Raw genomic sequence first — 21,395 nt, forward strand, 5'->3', positions numbered from 1 at the left:
GCTGCGGTGAAACCAAAAGGTGCCGCAGTGCAGAATAACCCGCATACCACGCTGATCACGTCCTCCGCGCCGATTGCCGCCAACACTCATGGCGGGCGCGCCAAATGCCTGCAACGGCTTGTCCGGCTTGAGATGCCGGTGCCGCGGACCGTGGCTTTGTCCTTCGATGCGGTACAACGGATCGCGGACGGGCATATTCCGGATATCGAAGCCATCGTCGAGCAGTTCGACCAGACCGCGCTGCTTTGCGTCCGGCCCAGTTCGGAAGATCCCGACTGGGGCGGTCCCGGAGCCATTTTGAATATCGGAATGAACGACGCGCGCTATGTTGACCTGTCGGATTCTATGGGCGTCGAAGCCGCCGCCGCGCTGTATCTGCGCTTTGTTCAGAGTTTCGCGGTGCATGTTGCGCGTCTGGATGCGGATGTCTTCGACGACATCGATGCGGACGGGCGGGAGGGCCTGCAACAATCGCTGCGAGCTTACGAGGACGAAACCGACGAGGCCTTTCCGCAAGACCGGGGCGAGCAGTTGATCGCTGTTCTGCGGTCCATGGCCCGGGCATGGGACGGGACCTCGGCCCGATTGCTGCGACAGGCCAAGGGCGCACCTGCGGATGCGGGGCTTGGGCTGGTCATACAAGAGATGATCCCCGGCGTCGGTCAGGGGGAATGCGGGTCCGGTGTTCTGCAACTTGTCGATCCCACAACCGGGCTGCCGCAGTTGACGGGCCGCTATCTGAGCCAAAGCCAGGGTCGCGATGCGCTGGGTGCGGATGTCGCAGCGCTGTATCTGGAAAAAGACCCGCGCGGAAAGTCACTGGAAGAGGTCGCGCCCAAGGCGTTTGCGGACGTCAAGGCGCATGCGGCGCTGATGCGGACCAAACTGCGCGAAGAGATGCAGGTTGAATTCGTTGTCGAAAACGGCCACGTCCACATTCTGGACGGCGTGCGCGTGCAGCGCAGCGCAAGGGCGGCAATGCGGATTGCCGTGCGTCTGGCCGAAGACGGCATCATACCGGCGCAAGAGGCGGTCATGCGTGTCGATCCCCATTCCCTGAACGAATTGCTGCACCGTCAGGTCCACCCGGAAGCCCGCCGCGACGTGCTGACGACAGGGATCGCAGCCAGTCCGGGTGCAGCCTCGGGCAAGATCGTGTTCACTGCCGCCGAAGCACAGGCCAGTGCCGCCCGGGGCGAGCCCTGTATTCTGGTCCGCCGCGAAACCTCGCCCGAGGATGTGCGCGGAATGCATGCGGCCGTGGCTGTCCTGACCGAAAAGGGCGGTATGACCAGCCATGCTGCCGTGATTGGGCGCGGGCTGGGTTTGCCTTGCATTGTCGGCGCGTCCGAGATGCGGTTTCAGACCAAGAAGAAGCTGCTGACCGCACCGGACGGCCGCGTGTTCAAGACCGGTGACAAACTGACGATCGACGGCACATCCGGTCAGGTGCTGGCGGGACAGCCCGCCATGCTGGAGGCCGCGCTGGACGACTGTTTCCAGACCCTGATGGGGTGGGCTGATGCCGAGCGCGACATTGCCATCCGGGCCAATGCCGATACGCCCGCCGATGCGCAGACCGCGCGGAATTTCATGGCCGAAGGCATCGGCTTGTGCCGGACCGAGCATATGTTCTTTGATCCCGGTCGTCTGATCGTGATGCGCGAGATGATCTTTGCGCAAACCTCTTCCGGGCGGGCGGCGGTTCTGGAACGCCTGTTGCCCATGCAGCGTGATGATTTCGTGCAACTGTTCAGGATCATGGAAGGGCAACCCGTCTGTATCCGCCTTTTCGATCCCCCGCTGCATGAGTTCCTGCCCACCACGCGCAGCGGACAGCGTGAACTGGCTGAGGCGCTGGACTTGCCGGTTTCCGACGTCGAGCGGCGGGTCGCCGCCATGACGGAATACAATCCGATGCTCGGCCTGCGCGGCGTTCGTTTGGGTGTGACGGTCCCCGAAATTTACGACATGCAGGCGCGGGCGATTTTCGAGGCCACGCTCGAAGCCAGCAAGGACGGCGCGCCGGTCGTGCCCGAGGTCATGATCCCGCTTGTTTCGGCCAAGCGCGAGGTCGAACTGGTCAAGGCGCGCATTGACTCGGTCGCTGCCGCGGTCGCGTCCGAGCGCGGGGTCGAGTTCGAATACCGGCTTGGCGTCATGGTTGAAACCCCGCGTGCCTGTCTGCGCGCGGATGAGATCGCGCCGCAAACCTCGTTCCTGAGCTTCGGTACCAACGACCTGACACAGATGACCTATGGATTGTCGCGGGACGACGCGGGACGGTTCATGTCGGCCTATGTCCGCCAGGGCGTCTTTGTCGAAGACCCGTTCCATGTTCTGGACCCGGACGGTGTTGGCGAATTGCTCAAACTCGGGTCCGAACGGGGCCGTTTGGCCCAACCGGATGTCACGCTTTCGGTTTGCGGAGAACATGGCGGCAACCCCGAATCAATCGCCATTTGCCGCGATCTCGGGTTCGACTACGTGTCCTGTTCCCCCTTCCGGGTACCCGTCGCTCGGCTGGCTGCCGCTCAACTGGCGATTTCGTCCAGACTTGGGGGTTGACAGCGCCCTTTTACCCTAGGATTAGTGGTTTTTGAAACGCACCGTCGCCAATTTATTTTGGCGCTACGGCGATTTTCCACTTGCGTTTTCTTCAGAACTGGACGTCCCGAATTTTATTCGGTATGAGCCTCGTCGCGCCCGCCGGGGGAGGGTTCGGCGCGAAATGTGCCTGTGCGAGGTTATCTGATGCTACGATATATACTGGCTGTTGCCGCGATGGCAGCAACCGCGCTGCCGAGTGCGTCCTATGCCGAACGTGAAGCGACCGATACTGCCAAAACCGAGCTGGTTTCGCGAAGCGATCTGCCCGGTCAGAATTTTCGCGACTACCTGAATCTGTTCAAGCCGCGCAAAGAGCTTGAGCCGAAAGAGATATCCTATTCGAAGGCCTGGCTGGATCAACAGCCTGCGGCCACCGGGGATGAACATTTCAAATGCCTGGCCGAAGCTCTGTACTTTGAAGCCCGCGGCGAAAGCGTGCGCGGTCAGTTTGCCGTGGCCGAGGTTATCCTGAACCGGGTCAAAAGCAGCCGTTTCCCAAATTCGTTGTGCGGCGTAATCAAACAGGGAACGGGCAAGAAATATCAGTGCCAGTTCACCTATACCTGCGACGGGTACAAGGAAGTGATCCGCGAGAAAAGGGCCTATGAGCGGGTGGCAAAGGTTGCACGAGCGGCCATTAACGGCGTTGCTCAGGAAATGACCGAAGGCGCCACGCATTACCACACGACGGCGGTCCGTCCGTCCTGGTCGCGGGTCTACAAGGAAACAGCCCGTATCGGCGTGCATATTTTCTATCGCCACAACTACCGGACAGCGAGCAACTGATTGACGCACCCGCGCTGGAACCCTGATGGCGCGGGGCGGATTGTGACCTATGTTGCGGGCCAGGAGGCCCGCAATGTCGTTTTCGCGTAGAGGATTTCTGCAATCGGCAGCCGCCTTGGCGGTGCTGCCCGGTGCTGTCAGGGCGTCGGGTGCTGACCTGATTGCGCAGGCGTCCGAACAACAAATCGCACCGGAGGGATTTCCGCGAACGCCGGTCTGGTCTTATGGCGGAACAGTCCCGGGAACCGAAATCCGGGTACAGCAAGGCGCGCGCGTGTCTCGCAGGTTGGTAAATGATCTCCCGCAGCCCACAACCGTGCATTGGCACGGTATCCGGATTGACAACGCCATGGACGGCGTGCCCGGTCTGACGCAGAAGGTTGTCGCGCCGGGCGATAGCTTTGACTACGACTTTGTCGTTCCGGACGCGGGAACCTATTGGTATCACGCGCATAACCAGTCGATGGAACAGGTGGCGCGCGGGCTCTACGGGCCGCTGATCGTCGAAGAGGCGGACAACCCGGATGTGGACCGCGATCTGACGCTGATGCTGGATGACTGGCGTCTGGACCCTGAAACAGCGCGGATAACGGATGATTTCAGCAATGGCCACGATCTGAGTCATGCGGGGCGGTTGGGGAACCTTGTCTCTGTCAACGGCCGGTTCGACCCTGCTTATCCCGTGAATGCCGGTGATCGCCTTCGTCTGCGCCTGATCAACGCCTCGAACGCCCGGATTTTCGATCTTGCGCTGGATGGGCTGGCTGGATGGGTGGTGGCGCTGGACGGGATGCCTTTGGCCGTACCACAGCGAGTCACCGAAAGCTTTCCTCTGGCACCGGCGCAACGCATGGATCTGATAGTGGATGCAGCGCAGGGATCGGCCAAGGATGCGAACCTGATCAGCCTTGAGCGCGACGGCGGCTTTGGGCTGGTGCGGTTCCCGGTCTCTGGCGCGCCGTCGGCAACAGTCCGGACGGGGGTGTCTCCGTTACCAGCGAATCCGATGCCTGATCTGATGCTTGAAGGCGCGCCATTACACCAGATGGTGATGCAGGGCGGCGCGATGCGGTGGCTTGAGGCCGCGAAGCTGGGTGAAGCGGAACTCTCTGGCCGCGAACTGGCGCAGCTCGGGCGGTTCTGGGCCCTGAACGGTTACGCCGAGCGGCCGAGCGATCCCTTTCTGGACGCCGAACTAGGCAGCACGCACAGGATCGAGTTCGTCAACGAAACGGTCTTTCCGCATGCCATGCACCTTCATGGGCACCACTTCCGCCTGATCCTTGCGGATGGCAGCCTTGGGCCATGGCGCGATACGGTTCTGATTGAACGCGGCCAAACCCGGCAAATCGCACTGGTGGCGGACAATCCGGGGGATTGGTTGCTGCATTGCCATATGCTTGGGCATGCCGCATCGGGAATGATGAGCTGGTTTCGGGTTACCTGACGCCGCATTCGATGGCTGGAAAGGCGCTTGTTGCAGTGCTATACGCCCGCGCATCGTTTAGTTTTGGGCAGCAAAACCCATCAAGCCCGAAAAGGTTCGCCGCATGAGCTCTGAAATCCGCCTTGCCTTTGCGCACCCGTCCGAACGGTCCGAAGCGACCGCGACGCGTGGCCCGCTTGATCGCATATCGCTGCGCGACCACATCGTCGAATTCGAGATCGGCGCCTTTCAGGCCGAGCGTGGAACGACGCAGCGCATCTGCTTTAACATCGTGGTCGAAGTCCGCCCGCTGACGGACCCGATTGACGATGACGTGGATCGTATCCTGTCCTACGACCGCGTGACCGAAGCCATCGCCTATGAACTGGCGGCTGAACGTCTGAACCTGCTGGAAACACTGGCAGACAGGGTGGCGGAACGAATTTTGCTTGAACCTCAGGCGGTAAGGGCCTTTGTCAGAATAGAAAAGCTGGATCGCGGGCCCGGAGCGCTGGGGGTCGAGATCGTGCGTGGCAAGGACAACATTCACCACGATATGGTCGAGGAAGAACGCCCCCATCCGCGCCTCGTGTTCCTGTCCAACGAGGCGATTGCCTCGCCAAATCTGACCGGGTGGATAGATCAGCTGGAAAACCGGCAACGTCCCTTGATCCTTTGCGTTGGTGCGGCTGACATGGCGGTTCCGCAGACCGGCCATGCGATGACGCAGCGCCGGGTCGACCTGCTGGCAATCGAACAGAACGCCTGGGTTTTGGCGGCACGGGATCACCGTTGCGTGGTGGTATCGACGCGCACGGAACTGGATTGGGCGATGAAGAATGGCCAGATCTGCGTCTGGGCTCCGTCCAAGATTGTGCTGGATGCGGTCGACGGGCCTTCTGCTGCGCCGTCGGACGCGGTTGCCCTGGCGGCGTGGTTCGCGGCGACCTTTGAAGCCAGCGAAATGATGGTGATCGGCGGTGCCTTGCCGAATGCGCCGAAAACGCCGCTGCGCGCGGTCTCGGTGGACCAGGCGCAACTGTGACCGAATATTTCCAGCCGCTGGTTCAGCACGGGCTGATACGCCCGGCCGGGGCGGTGCCTCTGGCCGGTCAGGCCCTGTGGTTTACACAAGCCATTCGACTTTCACGCACTGAACGCCCTCGGGTCGTCGAGGCACAGGATATTCCGGGCAACACGTTGGATCGGTTGACCCGTGCCCGTGCCGACATTGCCGGGCTGGCCATGACTCACCCGCAGATCATGGGCATCCTCAACGCCACGCCCGACAGTTTTTCCGACGGAGGCGTGCATAACTCGGTCGAGGCCGCGCTGTCCTCGGCGGAAAACATGGTGTCCCACGGTGCCACCGTTCTGGATATCGGCGGTGAGTCCACCCGTCCGGGCGCGACCCTGGTGCCCGAGGACGAGGAAATCGCCCGAACGATTCCCCTGATCGATGCAATTCGCAGCAAAACCGGAGCGTTGATATCCATCGACACCCGCAAAGCCGGTGTGGCGCAAGCGGCGTGGAATGCGGGGGCCGGGCTGATCAACGATGTCTCGGGGTTTACCTTTGACCCGGACCTCGCGCCATTCTGCGCCCGTATTGGTGCGCCGGTCTGCGTGATGCATATGCAGGGCGATCCGGCCACGATGCAGGACGACCCGCAATATGACGACGTCCTGCTGGATGTTTATGACTTCCTCGAAGGGCAGGTGGCCCATCTGGAACAGCTCGGCCTGACCCGAGACCGGATCGTCGTTGATCCCGGCATCGGTTTCGGCAAGACCGAGGCGCACAACCTGACGCTTTTGCGAAACCTCAGCCTGTTTCACGGATTGGGGTGCCCGATTCTGCTGGGCGTATCGCGCAAGGGCTTCATCGGTCAGATCGGCAAAGAGCCGCGCAAGAATGCGCGCGCTCCGGGTTCAATTGCCGTTGCATTGGCAGGATTGTCGCAAGGCGCGCAGATCGTGCGGGTTCATGATGTCGCCGAGACAGCTCAGGCCTTGCGCCTTTGGGCCGCCGTCCGGTAATCCGGACGCAGGCAAGAAGAAACGGAGTGACGCCTATGCGCAAGCTGTTCGGAACCGACGGGGTGCGGGGCACCGCCAATACGCATCCGATTACGGCCGAGATGGCCCTGCGCATCGGCGCAGCCGTAGGGCGGTATTTTCGCCGGGATGCCTCAAGCGCACACCGGGTGGTGATCGGCAAAGACACGCGCTTGTCCGGTTACATGCTGGAAAACGCGCTGACTGCGGGGCTGACCTCGACGGGCATGAACGTGCTGTTGCTGGGGCCGGTGCCGACGCCGGCGGTGGGGTTGATGACCCGCTCGATGCGGGCGGATCTGGGTGTCATGATCTCGGCCAGTCATAACCCGGCCGAGGATAATGGCATCAAATTCTTCGGCCCCGACGGGTACAAGCTGTCCGATCAGGCCGAGATCGACATCGAACATCTGATCGAAGCGGGCGTCAAACCCGCACAAGCGCAGAATATCGGGCGTGCGCGCCGTGTCGACGATGCGCGGTTCCGCTATGGTGAGCGGGTCAAGTCATCCTTGTCGCGCGATCTGCGTCTGGACGGGCTGAAAGTGGTGGTCGATTGCGCCAACGGTGCCGCACACCGCACCGCGCCCGAGGTGCTTTGGGAACTTGGCGCTGAGGTCATTCCGGTCGGTGTTGCGCCGAACGGCAAGAATATCAACCAGAATTGCGGCTCGACCAAGCCCCGGCTGGCCGCTGAAACCGTTGTTGCCCATGGCGCTGATGTGGGGATCTGTCTGGACGGGGACGCCGACCGCGTCGTGATGGTGGACGAGCATGGTCAGGTAGCCGACGGTGATCAGGTGATGGCGTTGCTGGCAACCAGCTGGGCCAAGGCGGATCGGCTGGCGGGCGGCGCTCTGGTCGCGACGGTCATGTCGAACCTCGGGCTGGAAAAACACCTTGCTGCGCTAGGGCTGCGGCTGGAACGAACGGCCGTGGGTGACCGTTACGTGGTTGAGCGGATGCGGGACGGTGGATTTAACCTTGGAGGCGAACAGTCGGGCCATATCGTGATGAGCGATTACGCGACCACGGGCGATGGTCTTATGGCCGGTCTGCATTTCTTGTCCGAGATGGTGCTGACCGGTCGCAAGGCGTCCGAGCTGTCAGTGCAATTCGAGACCGTTCCGCAATTGCTGAAGAACGTGCGCTATGGCGAAGGGCAGACCCCGCTTGAGGCCGCAAATGTTAAGGCGGCCATTGCTGATGCCGAGGCACGTCTGAACGGGCAGGGGCGGCTGTTGATCCGCAAGTCGGGCACCGAACCCCTGATCCGCGTGATGGCCGAATGTGAAGATGACGTGTTGTTGACGCAAGTCGTGGACGGCATCGTGGCCGAGGTCGAGGCAGTCGCCCGTTAACGCCCGATCAGCATCTTTCTCAGGCTGAACCACTGGCTGATGGCGAGCCCGGTCAGGATCATGGCCAGCGCGATGTAGAACCGAAGCGGCAGCGCCTCGGACAGGACCCATGCGCCGAAGACCATTGACCAGATCGGCACCTGATAGTTGACCAGCGTCAGGAAAACCGACCCGGCGCTGCGTATGATGGACACGCGCAGCAACGTGGCGAAGGCTGTTGGCACAAGGCCCAGAACCAGGATGGCAAAGCTTGCACGGTTTCCCTGCCAGCGCGGCACCCCCTCGGTCACAAACATGATCGGCAGCAGAAGAACCGCCCCCACGACCAACGTCAGGGCGGCCAGAACGACGGGATCAATCGGCGGGCAGCGGCGGGTGAAGATCGACGCGCAGGCATAGCACAGCGCGGCACCGACGCAGGCCAGTTGCGCCAGGGGTTCGGTCCCTTGCCCCAGTTGCGCCAGCCCCGGCCCGATCAGAACCAGAGCCCCCGAAAACCCCAGCGAGACGCCGACAAACCTGCGTGCGTTCATCGGTTCGTCGGAAAAGAAATGTGCCAGCGGCAACACCATCAGCGGAATTGCAGCCATCGAAAGGCCCGCAAAGGCCGAAGGTACATATTGCTGTCCCCAGCTGAGCAGAACAAAGGGCAGCGCCGTCGAAAGAATGCCGATCACGACGATCGCCCACCAAAGCGCGGCCGAGTTGTTTGGCATCCGGCGTCCAGTCAGGGCCATCAGGCCCAACAGCGTGACCGCGCCCAAAGTGGTCCGGGCCGTTGCGACGGTGACGGGCCCGTACCCTTCCAGCGCCATTGTGACCACCATGAAGGTGCCGCCCCAGATCAGACCCAGGGTTACAACGCCGCTCCAGTCGCGGGGTGTGGGAAGATCGACCATCAGAGCCTCGTTTCAGGGGGCGGGACGAAAAAGGGCGGCCAATCCGGCCGCCCCTTCGATGTTGAATGACCGGATCAGTTCTTTTCCTGATCGACCAGCTTGCCGGCCGAAATCCACGGCATCATGCCGCGCAGTTTCTTACCGACTTCTTCGATCTGGTGTTCGTCATTGGCGCGGCGCGAGGCTTTTAGGAAGGGCTGGCCAACCTGGTTTTCCAGCATGAAGTCGCGGACGAACTTGCCCTGCTGGATGTCGTTCAGAACCTCTTTCATCGCCTTCTTGGTCTGCTCGTAGGGCAGGATGCGCGGGCCGGTGACATACTGGCCGTATTCGGCGGTGTTCGAGATCGAGTAATCCATGTTCGCGATGCCGCCTTCATAGATCAGGTCGACGATCAGTTTCACCTCGTGCAGACACTCGAAATAGGCCATTTCCGGCGCGTAACCGGCCTCGACCAGCGTTTCAAAGCCACAGCGGATCAACTCGACCAGACCGCCGCACAGAACTGCCTGCTCACCGAACAGGTCGGTCTCGCACTCTTCGCGGAAGTTGGTTTCGATGATGCCCGAACGGCCGCCACCGATGGCCGAGCAATAAGACAGGCCGATTTCCAGTGCCTTGCCGGTCGCGTCGGTGTCAACGGCCACCAGACAGGGCACGCCGCCGCCTTTGACATATTCGCCGCGCACGGTATGGCCGGGGCCTTTGGGGGCCATCATGATGACGTCGACGCCTTCTTTGGGCTCGATCAGACCGAAGTGGACGTTCAGGCCGTGGGCAAACGCAATGGCCGCGCCGGGCTTGATGTTGTCATGCACGTACTTCTTGTAGGTCTCGGCCTGTAGCTCGTCGGGCATGGTGAACATGATGACGTCGCACCAGGCGGCGGCTTCTGCGATGCCCATGACCTGCAGACCTTCCGCTTCGGCCTTCTTGGCCGAGGCCGAGCCTTCGCGCAGGGCAACGACCAGGTTCTTGGCGCCCGAGTCGCGCAGGTTCAGCGCATGAGCGTGGCCTTGCGAGCCATAGCCCAGGATCGCCACTTTCTTGTCTTTGATCAGGTTGATGTCGCAGTCGCGATCGTAATAGACGCGCATGTCGCCGGTCCTTTCTGTTGCATTTGCTGAGGTTCTACTGAGAGTCTTCGGGGATAGCGATGGGTTTTCCCTTGAATAATTCCGGTTTCCGTGAGTATTTATTCGCCGAATCCAAGAAAACAGAAAAAATCATGCTCGATGATGTAGACCGCCGAATCCTGCGCCATTTTCAGGCTGATCCAAGCCTGTCCACCGCCGAACTGGCCGATCTTTGCCGGATCAGTTCCAGCGTCTGCTGGCGGCGGATTGAGAAAATGCAGGCGTCCGGGATCATTCAGGGGCAAGAGGCGGTCATTGACTGGGCTGCGCTGGGTTATGCAGTCGAGGTGTCCTTGCGCGTGACGCTGGACAAGACTCAACCGCGCGCGTTTGACGAGTTTATGGCCGCCGCGCGTCAGGTACCCGAGGTGATCGAATTGCAGACCTTTCTGGGCCGGGTAGATGTGCGCCTGTCGGTGCTGGCACGGGATATGTCCCACTATCAGCAGCTTTATCGGGATCGCATCCTGACCCTGCCGCATATCGCCGATATCGAGGCGCTGATGCACATCGCGCGGGTCAAACGCGATGAGGTGTTGCCGGTATGACGGAACTGGACGAACTTGACCGGAAAATCCTGCGCGCGCTGGCCCGGGATGCGGCGCAAAGTGCCGGGGCACTGGGGCGTAAGCTGGGGCTGTCTCAGCCTGCAACCTGGCGCCGTATCCGCCGGCTGGAAAGCTCCGGGGTGATCAAGGGCCGCCGGTTGCGGCTGAACGCCGAAGCGCTTGGCTTTGGTGTGACGGTGTTTCTGGGCGTCAAACTGGCACGCAAGGGGCAGATCAGCCTCGAAGACTTTGAACGCGCCGTCAGTGCGATCCCCGAAGTGCAGACTGTCGAGCATGTCTTGGGGCTCTACGATTACCGTCTGCGCGTCGTGGCACGCGATCTGGCCGATTTTGAACGGGTCCTGAGGCGGCGGATCATGACATTGCCCGGTGCAGGGGATGTCGAAGCTAACGTGCTGCTCAGCGAAGAACGCTTGCCCGGCCCCATCGGTTAGGGGTGGTCAATATCTGGTGCGAATGCAGAATCCGGGATGGTGGGTCATCCGGGCAAAGGTCATCGGCGCGCCGTTTTTCCAGGTTGTACGTTCGAGCTGAATCATCGACGTCCCGGCCGTCGTTCCCATGAACTCTGCCAGACGCCCGTCCGCCGAGATTGCGCAAAACGCAACTTCGGCCTCGGTAAAGGGGGCGGCATTCAACAGCCATTCATGCGGGCCGTGCGAATTGAGGTCAGCGTGTTCGACCTCGGGCACGGTTTCGATATTGATCCAGCGTTCTTCCAACTGAAAGGGCCGGTTATCCGCATAGTGCATACAAACCACGTGAAGCACACGCGCCTCGGGCGCGACACTGAGTTGTGACGCCAGCCAGCCGGGGCTGACGACGATATTGCGCTCGACCAGAGCATAGCGATAGGTCGAGTTCTGGTTTTCGACGGTCTGACGGGTCAGGGAAAATTCGAGCTTGGCGTGCTTGCTGGGTTCTTTTTTGACCCGCGTACCACTTTTGCGCTTACGTTCCACGAAACCCTGATCGGCAAGTTCGCGCAGGGCCCGGTTTACGGTTGCGCGCGCGCAATGAAACTCTTCGGCAAGCTGGGTTTCGGTTGGCAGCAGCGACCCCTGAGGCCATACACGGCTTTCAATCCGTCTTTTGACTTCGTCGCGTACAACCTGAAAACTAATCCGCTTTTGCGCTGTCACGAGAGGAAATACCTTTCTTCTACAAAGTGAATGTATCTGTTCAGAAACACGTAAGGGTGTAAAGGGGTGGTGACCCTGTTTGGCGTCAAGTAGTAATCTAATTGGCCCTTTCAGGGGTTAATATTTTGTTAGTAAACTATATTCCGTTGGGTCAATTGTCGCCGAGCGATGGGGGCTTTACGATCTCTGGTAAAGGGTTCAGAAATTCTGACGACACTTGGAAAGGACAGAGTATGCCGGCGTTATTGGACGGGGTTGACCCAGACGGGTTGGAAGAATTTTCGGTGGTATTTACGGATCGGTCCCTGAACCACATGTCCGCACGGTTTCAGCAGGTCATGCGGGATATCTCGGGGATGTTGCGGGATGTCTACAACGCAGATGGCGTGGCAGTGATCCCCGGGGGCGGAACCTATGGGATGGAGGCCGTAGCCCGGCAGTTCGCGCGCAACGCCAACGTTCTGGTGGTTCGGAACGGGTGGTTTTCCTACCGCTGGAGCCAGATCATTAAATCCGCGGCGCTGACCGCATCTGCAACCGTTATGAAGGCGCGCCAGACCGGCAATATAAGCCCGTCGCCGTTTGCCCCGGCCCCGATCGAAGAAGTCGTCTCGGCAATCCGCGAGCAGCGCCCGAATGTCGTCTTTGCCCCGCATGTCGAAACCTCGGCCGGTCTGATACTGCCGGATGATTATGTGTCCGCCATGGCGGCCGCAGCGCATGAGGTTGGCGCGTTGATGGTTCTGGATTGCATCGCGTCCGGCTGTGCCTGGATCGACATGAAAGCCACCGGAGTGGACGTTCTGATCTCGGCCCCGCAGAAAGGGTGGAGCGCATCCCCCTGCGCAGGTTTGGTCATGTTGTCCGAACGGGCCGAGGCGCGGCTGGAAGAGACGACGTCGGACAGCTTTGCGGTCGACCTGAAGAAATGGCGTCAGATCATGCAGGCCTACGAAAACGGCGGGCATGCTTATCATGCCACTATGCCGACGGATGCGTTGATTGCGTTCCGCGACACGATGGTCGAGACGCGCGATTATGGTTTCGAAAAGCTGCGCGATGCACAGTGGGCTCTGGGTGACGGAGTTCGGATGATGCTGAAGGAAAAAGGTGTGGTCTCTGTTGCCGCCGACGGGTTCGGCGCGCCGGGGGTCGTGGTCAGCTATACTTCGGATCCCGAAGTTCAAAACGGCAAGAAATTCGTGGCCCTCGGCATGCAGATCGCAGCCGGTGTACCCCTGCAATGTGATGAGCCCGAGGGGTTCAGCACCTTCCGTCTGGGTCTGTTCGGCCTGGACAAGCTGTATGACGTTGACGGCACGATCGCCCGGCTCAGACGCGTGCTGGATCAGGTTCTGTAATTCCGATAGTGACCTGAGGGCCTTAGCGCACGCCGAGGCCCATCTGCATCAGAGTCTTGCGCACTGCCGGCAAGGAATAGAGCGCATTCAGACCCATCGCCCGCACGTCGCGCAATGGCCGCGCTTCGATCATTGAGGCGCGGTTCAGCAGGTCGATGCCCTTGACGCGCATCTCGATCTCGGTGTGGCGCGCCTTGTGATACGCCTCCAGCATTTGCGCATCGCCCAGCCCGTCAGCTCGGGTCTGTGCCAGATCCAGAAAACTGCGCAGATCGCCCAATGACATGTTCAACCCTTGCGCGCCGATGGGCGGCACGACATGCGCGGCTTCGGCCATCAGGGCGATCCTTTCGCCCGACAACCGTTCTGCCGACTGGCTTATGATCGGCCATATGGTCCTGCGTGAAGCGAGTTTCAGCGGTCCGAACAGCCCGCAGGATCGTTCGGTCATTAATGCCTCGAATTCTCCGGCCTCTGTATTCAGTAGTTCAACCGCGCGGGGTCCACGTTCCATCCAGACAATCGCCGAAGACGGCTGCCCCTGCCAGTCGGGCAGAGGGACCAGCGTGAACGGCCCGCCCGAGCGATGAATTTCGGTCGAGACATTGTCATGTGGGATTGGATGGGTGACCGCAAAGGCCAGCGCCTTCTGGCCATAGCGGGTGGTGCGAACGCCGATCCCCGCAGCCTTGCGCATGGGTGAGTTTCGACCGTCGGCTGCAATCACCAGCTTGCAGTGTACGTGGCTGCCGTCGCTCAGCCCCACGCGCGCCTCGGCGGTACGGGTGAACAGGCTGACCGTGCCGGTGCCAGGACGGAAATCGACATTGGGCAGTTCAGCCAGGCGCGCCACCATCTCGCGCCGCAGCAACCAGTTGGGCAAGTTCCAGCCAAAGGGCTGGTCCGAGATATCGGCTGCATTGAAATCCCGCACCACGCGCGGTTCCGGCACATCGCCGCCCGCGTCCACGATGCGCATGATTTGCAGGGGGGCTGCGTGTTCATCCAGCCTTTGCCACAGCCCGCATTGGTCTAACAACCCGTGCGCGGGTTGCAGAAACGCCGTGGTGCGCAGATCGGATCCGTCGACATCGCGTTCTGTGATCGGGGGCGCAGGGTCGACGCAGATCACGTCGAACCCGGCCGTTCCAAAGGCCGCGGCAGCGGTCAGCCCGGCGATCCCACCGCCGGAAATCAGGATGTCGCAGCTGTCGGTCATGGCCTAGGTCTCCGTGTTTCGGGCAGACCCTAGTTCCGATTGCGGCCCGGCGCCAAGTGACATCCTGTCCCGTGTATCAACCGCGTGAAATCAGGATGAGGATCAGGAACACCACCGGCACCATCAGGACGGCCGGGATATACAGGCCCGGCAATCCGAACAACAGGGCCGAGCATCCCCACATGCAGAAGATCGCAATTGCTGTGTAACCCCAGTCTTCGGCCTCACCCTGGGCGGCGTCACGGGCCATCCAGCCAAACAGGGGAATTGCAAACAACAGGCGCTGCCAGACGGGCAGGCGCCGAGGCATCTCGATCGCGCTCATGGGGGTCTCCGGTTCTGTTCGTCGCTGCAGCGCATATAGGGGCGATGCTGCACACGCAGAATGAGCAGATCGTCGCAGTGCGTCAGCCTATCGCAGGCGGGCCAGAAACGCGGTCAGGTCGTCGGTGTGGTGGTGAATATGGTCGGCCTCATGCGGCTCGGGCGCGACGTGGACGGTGCGCATTCCCATCTCGTGCGGGGCAGCCAGGTTGCGCGGGTCATCCTCAAACATCGCCGCCCTTTCGGTGTCGATCCCATCCTGTTCGAAAATCGCCTGAAACGCCGCTTTTTCCGGCTTGGGGCGATAGCCCGCATGCTCAACGCCATAGATCGCATCGAACAGCCCGCTGAGGCCGCGCGCCTCTAACACCCGTTCGGCATAGGGTGCGCTGCCGTTGGTGTAAACGATGCGCCGTCCGGGCAGGGACCGGATGTGGTCGGCCAGTTCGGCGTCCGGATCCATGTGGCTCATATCCACCTGATGGACTGCGTGCAGATAGGGGTCAGGGTCCAGATCATGTTCTGCCATCAGCCCGGCCAGCGTGGTGCCGTATTGGCGCCAATATTGCGACCGCAGACGATCCGCCTCGGCCCGGTCGACGCCGATGGCCTGAACCACGTAATCCGTCATCAGCACCTCGATCTGATCGAACAGGCGCATATGCGGCGGGTAAAGCGTGTTGTCGAGGTCGAACACCCATTGGGTGACGTGAGCAAAGGCAGGTTTGACCATGGCTTGGGTTTAGGCTGCGGCGGTGCGGTTTTCAATGCCGCACTTGATCCAATGGGCATGTGACGGATAGACATGTCCGAACGAGGAGACAAACAACCCGATGCGCCAATCCAGACAGTCGAACAAAGACGCCTACAGCCTTATTCTCGAAGCGATAGATGTGGGCGTGTACAAGCCCGGTGACCGTCTGGTCGAAAGCGAGCTTGCCGAGCGGTTCGGCGTGTCGCGCACACCGATCCGAGAGGCTTTGCAGCGGCTTGAAACGCAGTCCTTGCTGGAGCGGGACGGGCGCTCGCTGATCGTTGCCTCGCTGGATCACAACCAGATGGCCGAGCTGTATGTTGTGCGGCGCGAGTTGGAGGGTCTGGCGGCGAAACTGGCGGCCAAACATGCCACCGAGGAAGAGATTAAAGTGCTGCAGGACATGGTCGAGGCCGATGATGCCCTGGTTGATGATCCGGGCGCGCTGTCGCGGGCTAACCGGCGGTTTCACGAGCAGATTCATTTGGCCTCTCACAACCGGTATCTGGTGCAGCAACTAGACCTGGTGCACCGGACCATGGCGCTGATGGCGACCACGTCTCTGGCGGTGCAGGGGCGCGGGGAAATCGCCCAAAGCGAGCATAAAGGCATTGTCGAGGCGATTGCCGCGCGCGACGAAGAAGCCGCCGAGCGTGCGCTCAAAGAGCATATCTCGGTCGCATTCATGACGCGCCTGAAACAGGACGCGGTCCGGCGGGAAACGTGAACGCTAGGGCGAGGGGGTTTCTTCGCCGGCCTGACCGTGTTGGGTTTTGTCCCAGAAAAACGGATTGATCGCCAGTTCCCAAAGCGCCTTGTACGCGGCCAGAACTCCAAACGGGAAATACAGCGGCATTGTCGCGACGAAGGGCAACAGGAACCGTCTTTCACGCGCGAATACCGCCAGTATTCCGACGGCGGCATTTGTGATCTCGGCACAAATGAACAGGACAATCAGGGCGCGAATTGCGCCGTCCGAAAGGACTGACTCCAGCATTCCGGGCAGGCCAAGGGCCGACAGCCAGAACAGCCACAGGACCGGTGCCAGCAGGAATTGCCCGACCGTGCCCAGAAAAAAAGCCTGGACCCCAAGAAACCTGAATAGCCCGAGGTCTTTCAGCAGACGTCCGGGCGCACGCATGTGAACCAGATAGGTCACCATGAACCCTTTGAGCCAGCGCGACCGCTGTCTGATCCAGGGCCATGCCCGGAAATTCGCCTCTTCATACGTGGTCGTATCCACCATTTCGGTGCGATATCCTGCCCGGCTGAGGCGTACCCCGAGGTCGGCGTCTTCGGTGACGTTGTGGGCATCCCACCCGCCCAGTTCCAGAAGTTTGTCGCGGCGGAAAAAGAATGTGGTGCCGCCCAGCGGGACAACCAGCCCCAGGCGCGCAACGCCCTGAAGTACGACGCGAAACCAGCTGTTGTATTCGATGGTAAAACAGCGCGACCGCCAGTTCGTACGCGGGTTGTAGTAATCCAGAACGCCCTGCAGGCAGACGACACTCTCGTCGGCCTGTGCGAAGTGCCGCACGACCCGCTCAATCTGATCCGACTGGGGTGCGTCCTCGGCATCCCAGACCCCAAGAATTTCCCCCCGGCAAAAATCCAGCGCGTAGTTCATTGCGCGGGGCTTGGTTGTCAGGCCGTTCAGTTCAGGGACTTCGACAATCCTGATCCAGCTGGGCAGATCAATTTGGGCAAGGGTGGTCCGGGTGACATCATCAGTGGCCTCAAGCACCAGAATGACATCCAAAAGCGCCTTCGGGTATGTCAACCGTTGCAGCCGCTGGATCAGGACCTCAGCGATTTCCCTTTCCTTGTACAGTGGAACCAGAACGGACACACAAGGAAGCGCAAGCGGCCCGCCTGGTTCCGGTGCCTTTGGCGGGCTTATGACCGAGTGATGAAAATACGCCAGCAGTCCGGCCAGTCGCAGCGTCATGAACAGGATCAGTGTCCCCGCCGCCGCGGCGACCAGAGATGCCAACCCAACCCGGGGAAAGGCGCAGAACAGCAATATCAAGCCAATCAGCGCCGCAATGGGACCGGAGCGTGACTGTAATGTCCAGGACCGGCAACTTTGGTCCGCGTCCACGCGTGTTTCGGCTCCTTCAGCGAGCGTTTCCGAAAACACGCGGGTGATTGTGTCGTCGATCTGATCCGCGGTTGCTAGGACGGGAACAGTTCTATGTTCAACGTCCGCCATTCCCGCACGAATCTCGGCAAACCGATCCGGGCGCGCGGTTGCCACCAACAATACCGAGCCCTCGCGTTTCCAGGGGATGACGTTGTGCTTCAGCCAGAATTCAACCGGCTTCATACGGCAGAGGTCATCGCTTGGGGGATCGCGGCTAAGGTCGGCAATTGGCAGGCCGCTTTGGTCCGACAGCGCGTCAAGAACGTCCGCACGGTCGACCAGACCTTCTGCCACCAGAATCTCACCCAACGGGGCCTTTTGCCAGGATTGCATGAACAGTGCTTCATCGAGCTGTGCCTTCGTGATCAGCCCGCGCGCAGTCAGACAGGCCCCCAGCGGCTTGCGCTCTGGCGCGCGTATCGGCGCAGCGCGCGCGAAATGCTGCAGGTTCAATTCGACCATAAGGAAACAACCCTGACGCGAGATCCACGTGTCAGGGTTGTTCAACTAGGGTTAACAGCGGGTTAACCCTGTTCGTGTGGGTATTTATACCTGCGCTTTTTGATCCGCCATTGCTTTGGCGAAGCGTTCGAACAGATAGAAACTGTCCTGCGGACCGGGCGAGGCTTCGGGGTGATACTGGACCGAGTAAACGGGCCGATCCGTCACGCGAATGCCGCAGTTCGATCCGTCGAACAGCGAACGATGGGTTTCGACAACCCCCTCGGGCAAAGATTGCGCATCGACCGCAAACCCATGGTTCATCGAGGTGATTTCAACCTTGCCGGTCTCCATGTCCTTGACCGGGTGGTTGGCGCCGTGGTGACCGTGGTTCATTTTGACGGTCTGACCACCCAGGGCCAGCGCCAGCATTTGGTGCCCGAGGCAGATACCAAAGACGGGCAGGTCAGTGGTGTCCAGAACCTCTTTGATCATCGGAACGGCATATTCTCCGGTAGCGGCCGGATCGCCGGGGCCGTTTGACAGAAAAACGCCATCGGGATTGTGCGCCAGAACGTCAGCGGCGGTCGCTGTCGCCGGCAGCACGGTCACGTCGCAGCCAGCCGAGGCCAGGCAGCGCAGGATGTTGCGCTTGGCCCCGAAATCAACGGCCACGACTTTATGCGTTGGGGCTTCCAGACGGGTATAACCGTCCGGCCAGGCCCACCGCATCTCGTCCCAGCGATAGCTTTGGGCGCAGGTGACGTCTTTGGCCAGATCCATGCCTTCCAGACCAGCGAAACCGCGTGCCGCGGCGACAAGAGCGCCGATGTCGAAATTGCCGTCGGGATCATGGGCCAGCGTCACATGCGGCGCGCCCTGCTGGCGAATGGCGCGGGTCAGGCGGCGGGTGTCCACACCACCGATGGCGATGCGGCCGCGACGGGCCAGCCAGGTCTTCAGTTCTTCGGCCGAGCGCCAGTTCGACGGCTCGGTCGGGTCCCACTTGACCACCATTCCGGCAGCGACCGGATCGCCGGTTTCGTCATCCTCGGGGTTCACGCCCACATTGCCGATATGGGGAAAGGTGAAGGTCACAATCTGCCCAGCGTAGGACGGGTCTGTCATGATCTCCTGATAGCCGGTCATCGCGGTGTTAAAGCACAGCTCGGCCACGGTCTGGCCGGTGGCACCAAAGCCCATCCCGTAGAACAGTGTTCCGTCGGCCAATGCCAGACATGCGGTGGGCTTGGACGGGGCGTTCTGGGCCATGGCGCGACTCTCCTGCAGGGTAAATCGGCGCATACCTAAGGGGGTTGTGGCGCTGGGTCAAGTCTGTTCAATTTTTGGGCTATTGTTGAAAATCAATAAGTTAGCAGTATTCACCCCCGGTTGTGTCGCGCTTTTTGTTTCGATATGGTCGGGGTTCCTTTGCCATGGGGATGGACAGATCATATGGATATGCGATCACGGGTGAATACGGCCCTGAAGCAAGCAATGAAAGACAAGGATGCCGAACGTCTGTCGACGTTGCGGCTGATCAACGCCGCAATCAAGGACCGCGATATTGCCACACGCGCGTCGGCCAACGAAGAGGCCAAAGGCTGCGGTGATGCAGAGGTTCTTGAAATCCTTGGGAAAATGACGAAACAGCGCAAGGAAAGCGCGCGCGCCTACGAAGAAGGCGGACGGCTGGACCTTGCGGAACGTGAACTGCGCGAAGTTGAGGTCATCGAGGAATTCCTGCCCAAGCAACTGGATGATGACGAGGTAACCCAAGCCATTCAGACCGCGATCACTGCCACCGGTGCAGGGTCGATCCGGGACATGGGCAAGGTGATGGGCGAACTCAAGACCCGCTATACCGGCCAAATGGACTTTGGCAAGGTTGGCCCGATGGTCAAGGATCAGCTTTGTTCGGCGACGAACGGCTGCTGAAGACCTACAATTCAGGCTAAGACAGTTACTGCGCGACCACCGGTTCGCGCAGTTTTCGTGTCAGGTCGTCGTACAGCGCGATACGCTCGTCCTCGGACAGAAACGCGCCGATCTCAACCTCGCGGCCGTCTCCGGTCAGGGTAACGTAATTTGGGACCGGTCCGCCGTGCTTGTGCATTTCGGGTCGGGCCCAATACCGGTTGCAGGTCCATTCCTGACGGCCTTTGCGCGGGTGATGCTGAACCAGTCGTGCCTGCGTTCCGGTGAGGGTCAGAACCTCGAACATGCTGCGCGATCGGTAGTTGGCCTGAATGGCCACCCACAAGCCCAACACCGTGATCAGTAGGAAGGGCAACAGCCCCCACAACAGCACCGAACCCAGCACCGCAAGCAGGGGCAGCAATCCGAACAGAAAGACAGAAAAGACGACCCGTATCGCCCAACGCCGGGACAAGGAGTTATGCGGCCACAGGCGCAACTCCTGCTCTGATTTCGACGTCTGATTCCATCTGTAGGGCATAGTCAGAAAATAGCGCATTGCCGCCAGGTGTCGACGCGGGAATGATCAGACGACGTGACCGACGCGCGCCCACGACAAGGCATCGTCCAGCCGATCGTCGCCCCAGAATACCTCGCCCCGGACGACGAGGCTGGGTGCGCCAAATACACCCAGTTTGGTTGCCTGTTCGGTTTCCGCTTCCAGCGCGGCCACGGTGTCGGGGCTGCGGGCCCGAGCAAGGATCAGGCGCGGGTCCTGCTGACACCTGTGCAGCGCTTCGGTCATCGCGGTTTCGCTGCCGGCTTCCACGCCTTCTTCGAACCAGATGCGGTAGAGGGCAAGGGTAAAGTCCTTGCCCCAGCCATCGCCCATCCCCAGCAAGGCAACCTGATTGGCGAGCGGCAGATCCGAGATCGGGTAGGGGGCCGGAAGCTGGGCGTGAATATGGTACTTTGCCGCCCGACGCTCGATATCGCGCCACATATACGCGGATTTCACCGGCTTTCCTGCAAAGGGAATATTCTGCTGTTCCGACATCACGCTGCGCACGTTGAATGGCCGCCAGGTGACCGAGGCGTCATGCTCATTGCACCAGTCTTCCAGCCGCATGATGGTCAGGAAACTGTAGGTGCTTCCAATGGAATACCAAAAATCAATTTCGGGCATCTGATCGCTCCGATCCCAGAGTTTCGAAGGGTATGATACCTTAATTTGGTCGGATTTTCGATC

Annotated in this window: 21 protein-coding genes; 11 read left to right on the plus strand and 10 right to left on the minus strand. The window is 60.8% G+C overall.

Annotation, left to right across the window (positions count from 1 at the left end; genetic code table 11):
- The first annotated feature begins 6 nt into the window (after window positions 1-6).
- The 6 genes from ACXAC3_RS10865 (at window position 7) to glmM (ending at window position 8,241) form a co-directional block, all read left to right on the plus strand.
- Window positions 7-2,568 (plus strand): putative PEP-binding protein, encoded by a 2,562-nt coding sequence (locus tag ACXAC3_RS10865; RefSeq protein ID WP_475159703.1) that lies wholly within the window; start codon window positions 7-9, stop codon window positions 2,566-2,568.
- 186 nt (window positions 2,569-2,754) lie between these two features.
- Window positions 2,755-3,396, plus strand: a complete 642-nt coding sequence (locus ACXAC3_RS10870; protein ID WP_475159706.1) for a cell wall hydrolase — start codon at window positions 2,755-2,757, stop codon at window positions 3,394-3,396.
- A gap of 73 nt (window positions 3,397-3,469) precedes the next feature.
- Window positions 3,470-4,843, plus strand: coding sequence for a multicopper oxidase family protein (locus tag ACXAC3_RS10875; protein ID WP_475159708.1), 1,374 nt, complete (start codon window positions 3,470-3,472; stop codon window positions 4,841-4,843).
- Between the two features lie 103 nt (window positions 4,844-4,946).
- Complete coding sequence (locus ACXAC3_RS10880; protein WP_475159710.1) at window positions 4,947-5,867, plus strand: dihydroneopterin aldolase; 921 nt, start codon at window positions 4,947-4,949, stop codon at window positions 5,865-5,867.
- On the plus strand, window positions 5,864-6,862 hold the full coding sequence (folP, locus tag ACXAC3_RS10885) for a dihydropteroate synthase (RefSeq protein WP_475159714.1): 999 nt from the start codon (window positions 5,864-5,866) through the stop codon (window positions 6,860-6,862). Before ACXAC3_RS10880 ends, folP begins: the two co-directional genes overlap by 4 nt.
- A 35-nt stretch (window positions 6,863-6,897) precedes the next feature.
- Entirely contained in the window at window positions 6,898-8,241 is a 1,344-nt protein-coding gene (gene glmM, locus ACXAC3_RS10890) for a phosphoglucosamine mutase (protein WP_475159715.1), read from the plus strand.
- Here glmM and ACXAC3_RS10895 read toward each other — a convergent pair.
- Both ACXAC3_RS10895 and ilvC read right to left on the minus strand, forming a co-directional pair.
- Entirely contained in the window at window positions 8,238-9,140 is a 903-nt protein-coding gene (locus tag ACXAC3_RS10895; protein ID WP_475159719.1) for a DMT family transporter, read from the minus strand. The two genes, glmM and ACXAC3_RS10895, sit on opposite strands and share 4 nt — an antisense overlap.
- 74 nt (window positions 9,141-9,214) lie before the next feature.
- Window positions 9,215-10,237: a ketol-acid reductoisomerase gene (gene ilvC, locus ACXAC3_RS10900; protein ID WP_475159721.1), complete on the minus strand. Its 1,023-nt coding sequence runs from the start codon at window positions 10,235-10,237 to the stop codon at window positions 9,215-9,217.
- A 131-nt stretch (window positions 10,238-10,368) separates the two neighbouring features.
- Between ilvC and ACXAC3_RS10905 the strand changes: the two genes are divergently transcribed.
- Both ACXAC3_RS10905 and ACXAC3_RS10910 read left to right on the plus strand, forming a co-directional pair.
- Window positions 10,369-10,824: an Lrp/AsnC family transcriptional regulator gene (locus tag ACXAC3_RS10905; protein WP_475159725.1), complete on the plus strand. Its 456-nt coding sequence runs from the start codon at window positions 10,369-10,371 to the stop codon at window positions 10,822-10,824.
- On the plus strand, window positions 10,821-11,279 hold the full coding sequence (locus tag ACXAC3_RS10910; protein ID WP_475159729.1) for an Lrp/AsnC family transcriptional regulator: 459 nt from the start codon (window positions 10,821-10,823) through the stop codon (window positions 11,277-11,279). Before ACXAC3_RS10905 ends, ACXAC3_RS10910 begins: the two co-directional genes overlap by 4 nt.
- Before the next feature lie 6 nt (window positions 11,280-11,285).
- Here ACXAC3_RS10910 and ACXAC3_RS10915 read toward each other — a convergent pair whose 3' ends face one another.
- A complete protein-coding gene (locus tag ACXAC3_RS10915) occupies window positions 11,286-11,987 on the minus strand; it encodes a GntR family transcriptional regulator (protein ID WP_475159733.1) in 702 nt (233 codons plus the stop codon).
- Window positions 11,988-12,220: 233 nt separating this feature from the next.
- Between ACXAC3_RS10915 and ACXAC3_RS10920 the strand changes: the two genes are divergently transcribed.
- Window positions 12,221-13,348, plus strand: a complete 1,128-nt coding sequence (locus ACXAC3_RS10920) for an aminotransferase class V-fold PLP-dependent enzyme (RefSeq protein ID WP_475159735.1) — start codon at window positions 12,221-12,223, stop codon at window positions 13,346-13,348.
- Between the two features lie 22 nt (window positions 13,349-13,370).
- On the opposite strand, the gene ACXAC3_RS10925 is transcribed toward ACXAC3_RS10920, so the two are convergent.
- From ACXAC3_RS10925 to ACXAC3_RS10935, 3 genes are all read right to left on the minus strand, one after another.
- On the minus strand, window positions 13,371-14,567 hold the full coding sequence (locus ACXAC3_RS10925; protein WP_475159738.1) for a UbiH/UbiF family hydroxylase: 1,197 nt from the start codon (window positions 14,565-14,567) through the stop codon (window positions 13,371-13,373).
- A gap of 76 nt (window positions 14,568-14,643) precedes the next feature.
- On the minus strand, window positions 14,644-14,892 hold the full coding sequence (locus ACXAC3_RS10930; protein ID WP_475159742.1) for a hypothetical protein: 249 nt from the start codon (window positions 14,890-14,892) through the stop codon (window positions 14,644-14,646).
- Window positions 14,893-14,979: 87 nt separating this feature from the next.
- A complete protein-coding gene (locus ACXAC3_RS10935) occupies window positions 14,980-15,624 on the minus strand; it encodes a pyrimidine 5'-nucleotidase (RefSeq protein ID WP_475159744.1) in 645 nt (214 codons plus the stop codon).
- A gap of 100 nt (window positions 15,625-15,724) precedes the next feature.
- On the opposite strand from ACXAC3_RS10935, the gene ACXAC3_RS10940 reads away from it, so the two are divergent.
- On the plus strand, window positions 15,725-16,372 hold the full coding sequence (locus ACXAC3_RS10940; RefSeq protein ID WP_475159747.1) for a GntR family transcriptional regulator: 648 nt from the start codon (window positions 15,725-15,727) through the stop codon (window positions 16,370-16,372).
- 3 nt (window positions 16,373-16,375) lie between these two features.
- Here ACXAC3_RS10940 and ACXAC3_RS10945 read toward each other — a convergent pair whose 3' ends face one another.
- Window positions 16,376-18,250, minus strand: a complete 1,875-nt coding sequence (locus tag ACXAC3_RS10945; protein ID WP_475159750.1) for a glycosyltransferase — start codon at window positions 18,248-18,250, stop codon at window positions 16,376-16,378.
- An 84-nt stretch (window positions 18,251-18,334) separates the two neighbouring features.
- Window positions 18,335-19,501, minus strand: a complete 1,167-nt coding sequence (carA, locus tag ACXAC3_RS10950) for a glutamine-hydrolyzing carbamoyl-phosphate synthase small subunit (protein ID WP_475159751.1) — start codon at window positions 19,499-19,501, stop codon at window positions 18,335-18,337.
- A gap of 183 nt (window positions 19,502-19,684) precedes the next feature.
- Here carA and ACXAC3_RS10955 point away from each other — a divergent pair, with 183 nt between their 5' ends.
- Window positions 19,685-20,167, plus strand: coding sequence for a GatB/YqeY domain-containing protein (locus ACXAC3_RS10955; protein WP_475159754.1), 483 nt, complete (start codon window positions 19,685-19,687; stop codon window positions 20,165-20,167).
- Window positions 20,168-20,192: 25 nt separating this feature from the next.
- On the opposite strand, the gene ACXAC3_RS10960 is transcribed toward ACXAC3_RS10955, so the two are convergent.
- A complete protein-coding gene (locus tag ACXAC3_RS10960) occupies window positions 20,193-20,687 on the minus strand; it encodes a DUF2244 domain-containing protein (RefSeq protein ID WP_475163411.1) in 495 nt (164 codons plus the stop codon).
- A gap of 45 nt (window positions 20,688-20,732) precedes the next feature.
- Window positions 20,733-21,332 carry a DsbA family protein gene (locus tag ACXAC3_RS10965; RefSeq protein WP_475159757.1) on the minus strand — a complete coding sequence of 200 codons (600 nt, stop codon included), beginning with the start codon at window positions 21,330-21,332 and terminating at the stop codon, window positions 20,733-20,735.
- Window positions 21,333-21,395 lie beyond the last annotated feature (63 nt).

The sequence above is a fragment of the Ruegeria sp. ABV4_181 genome (assembly GCF_056158465.1).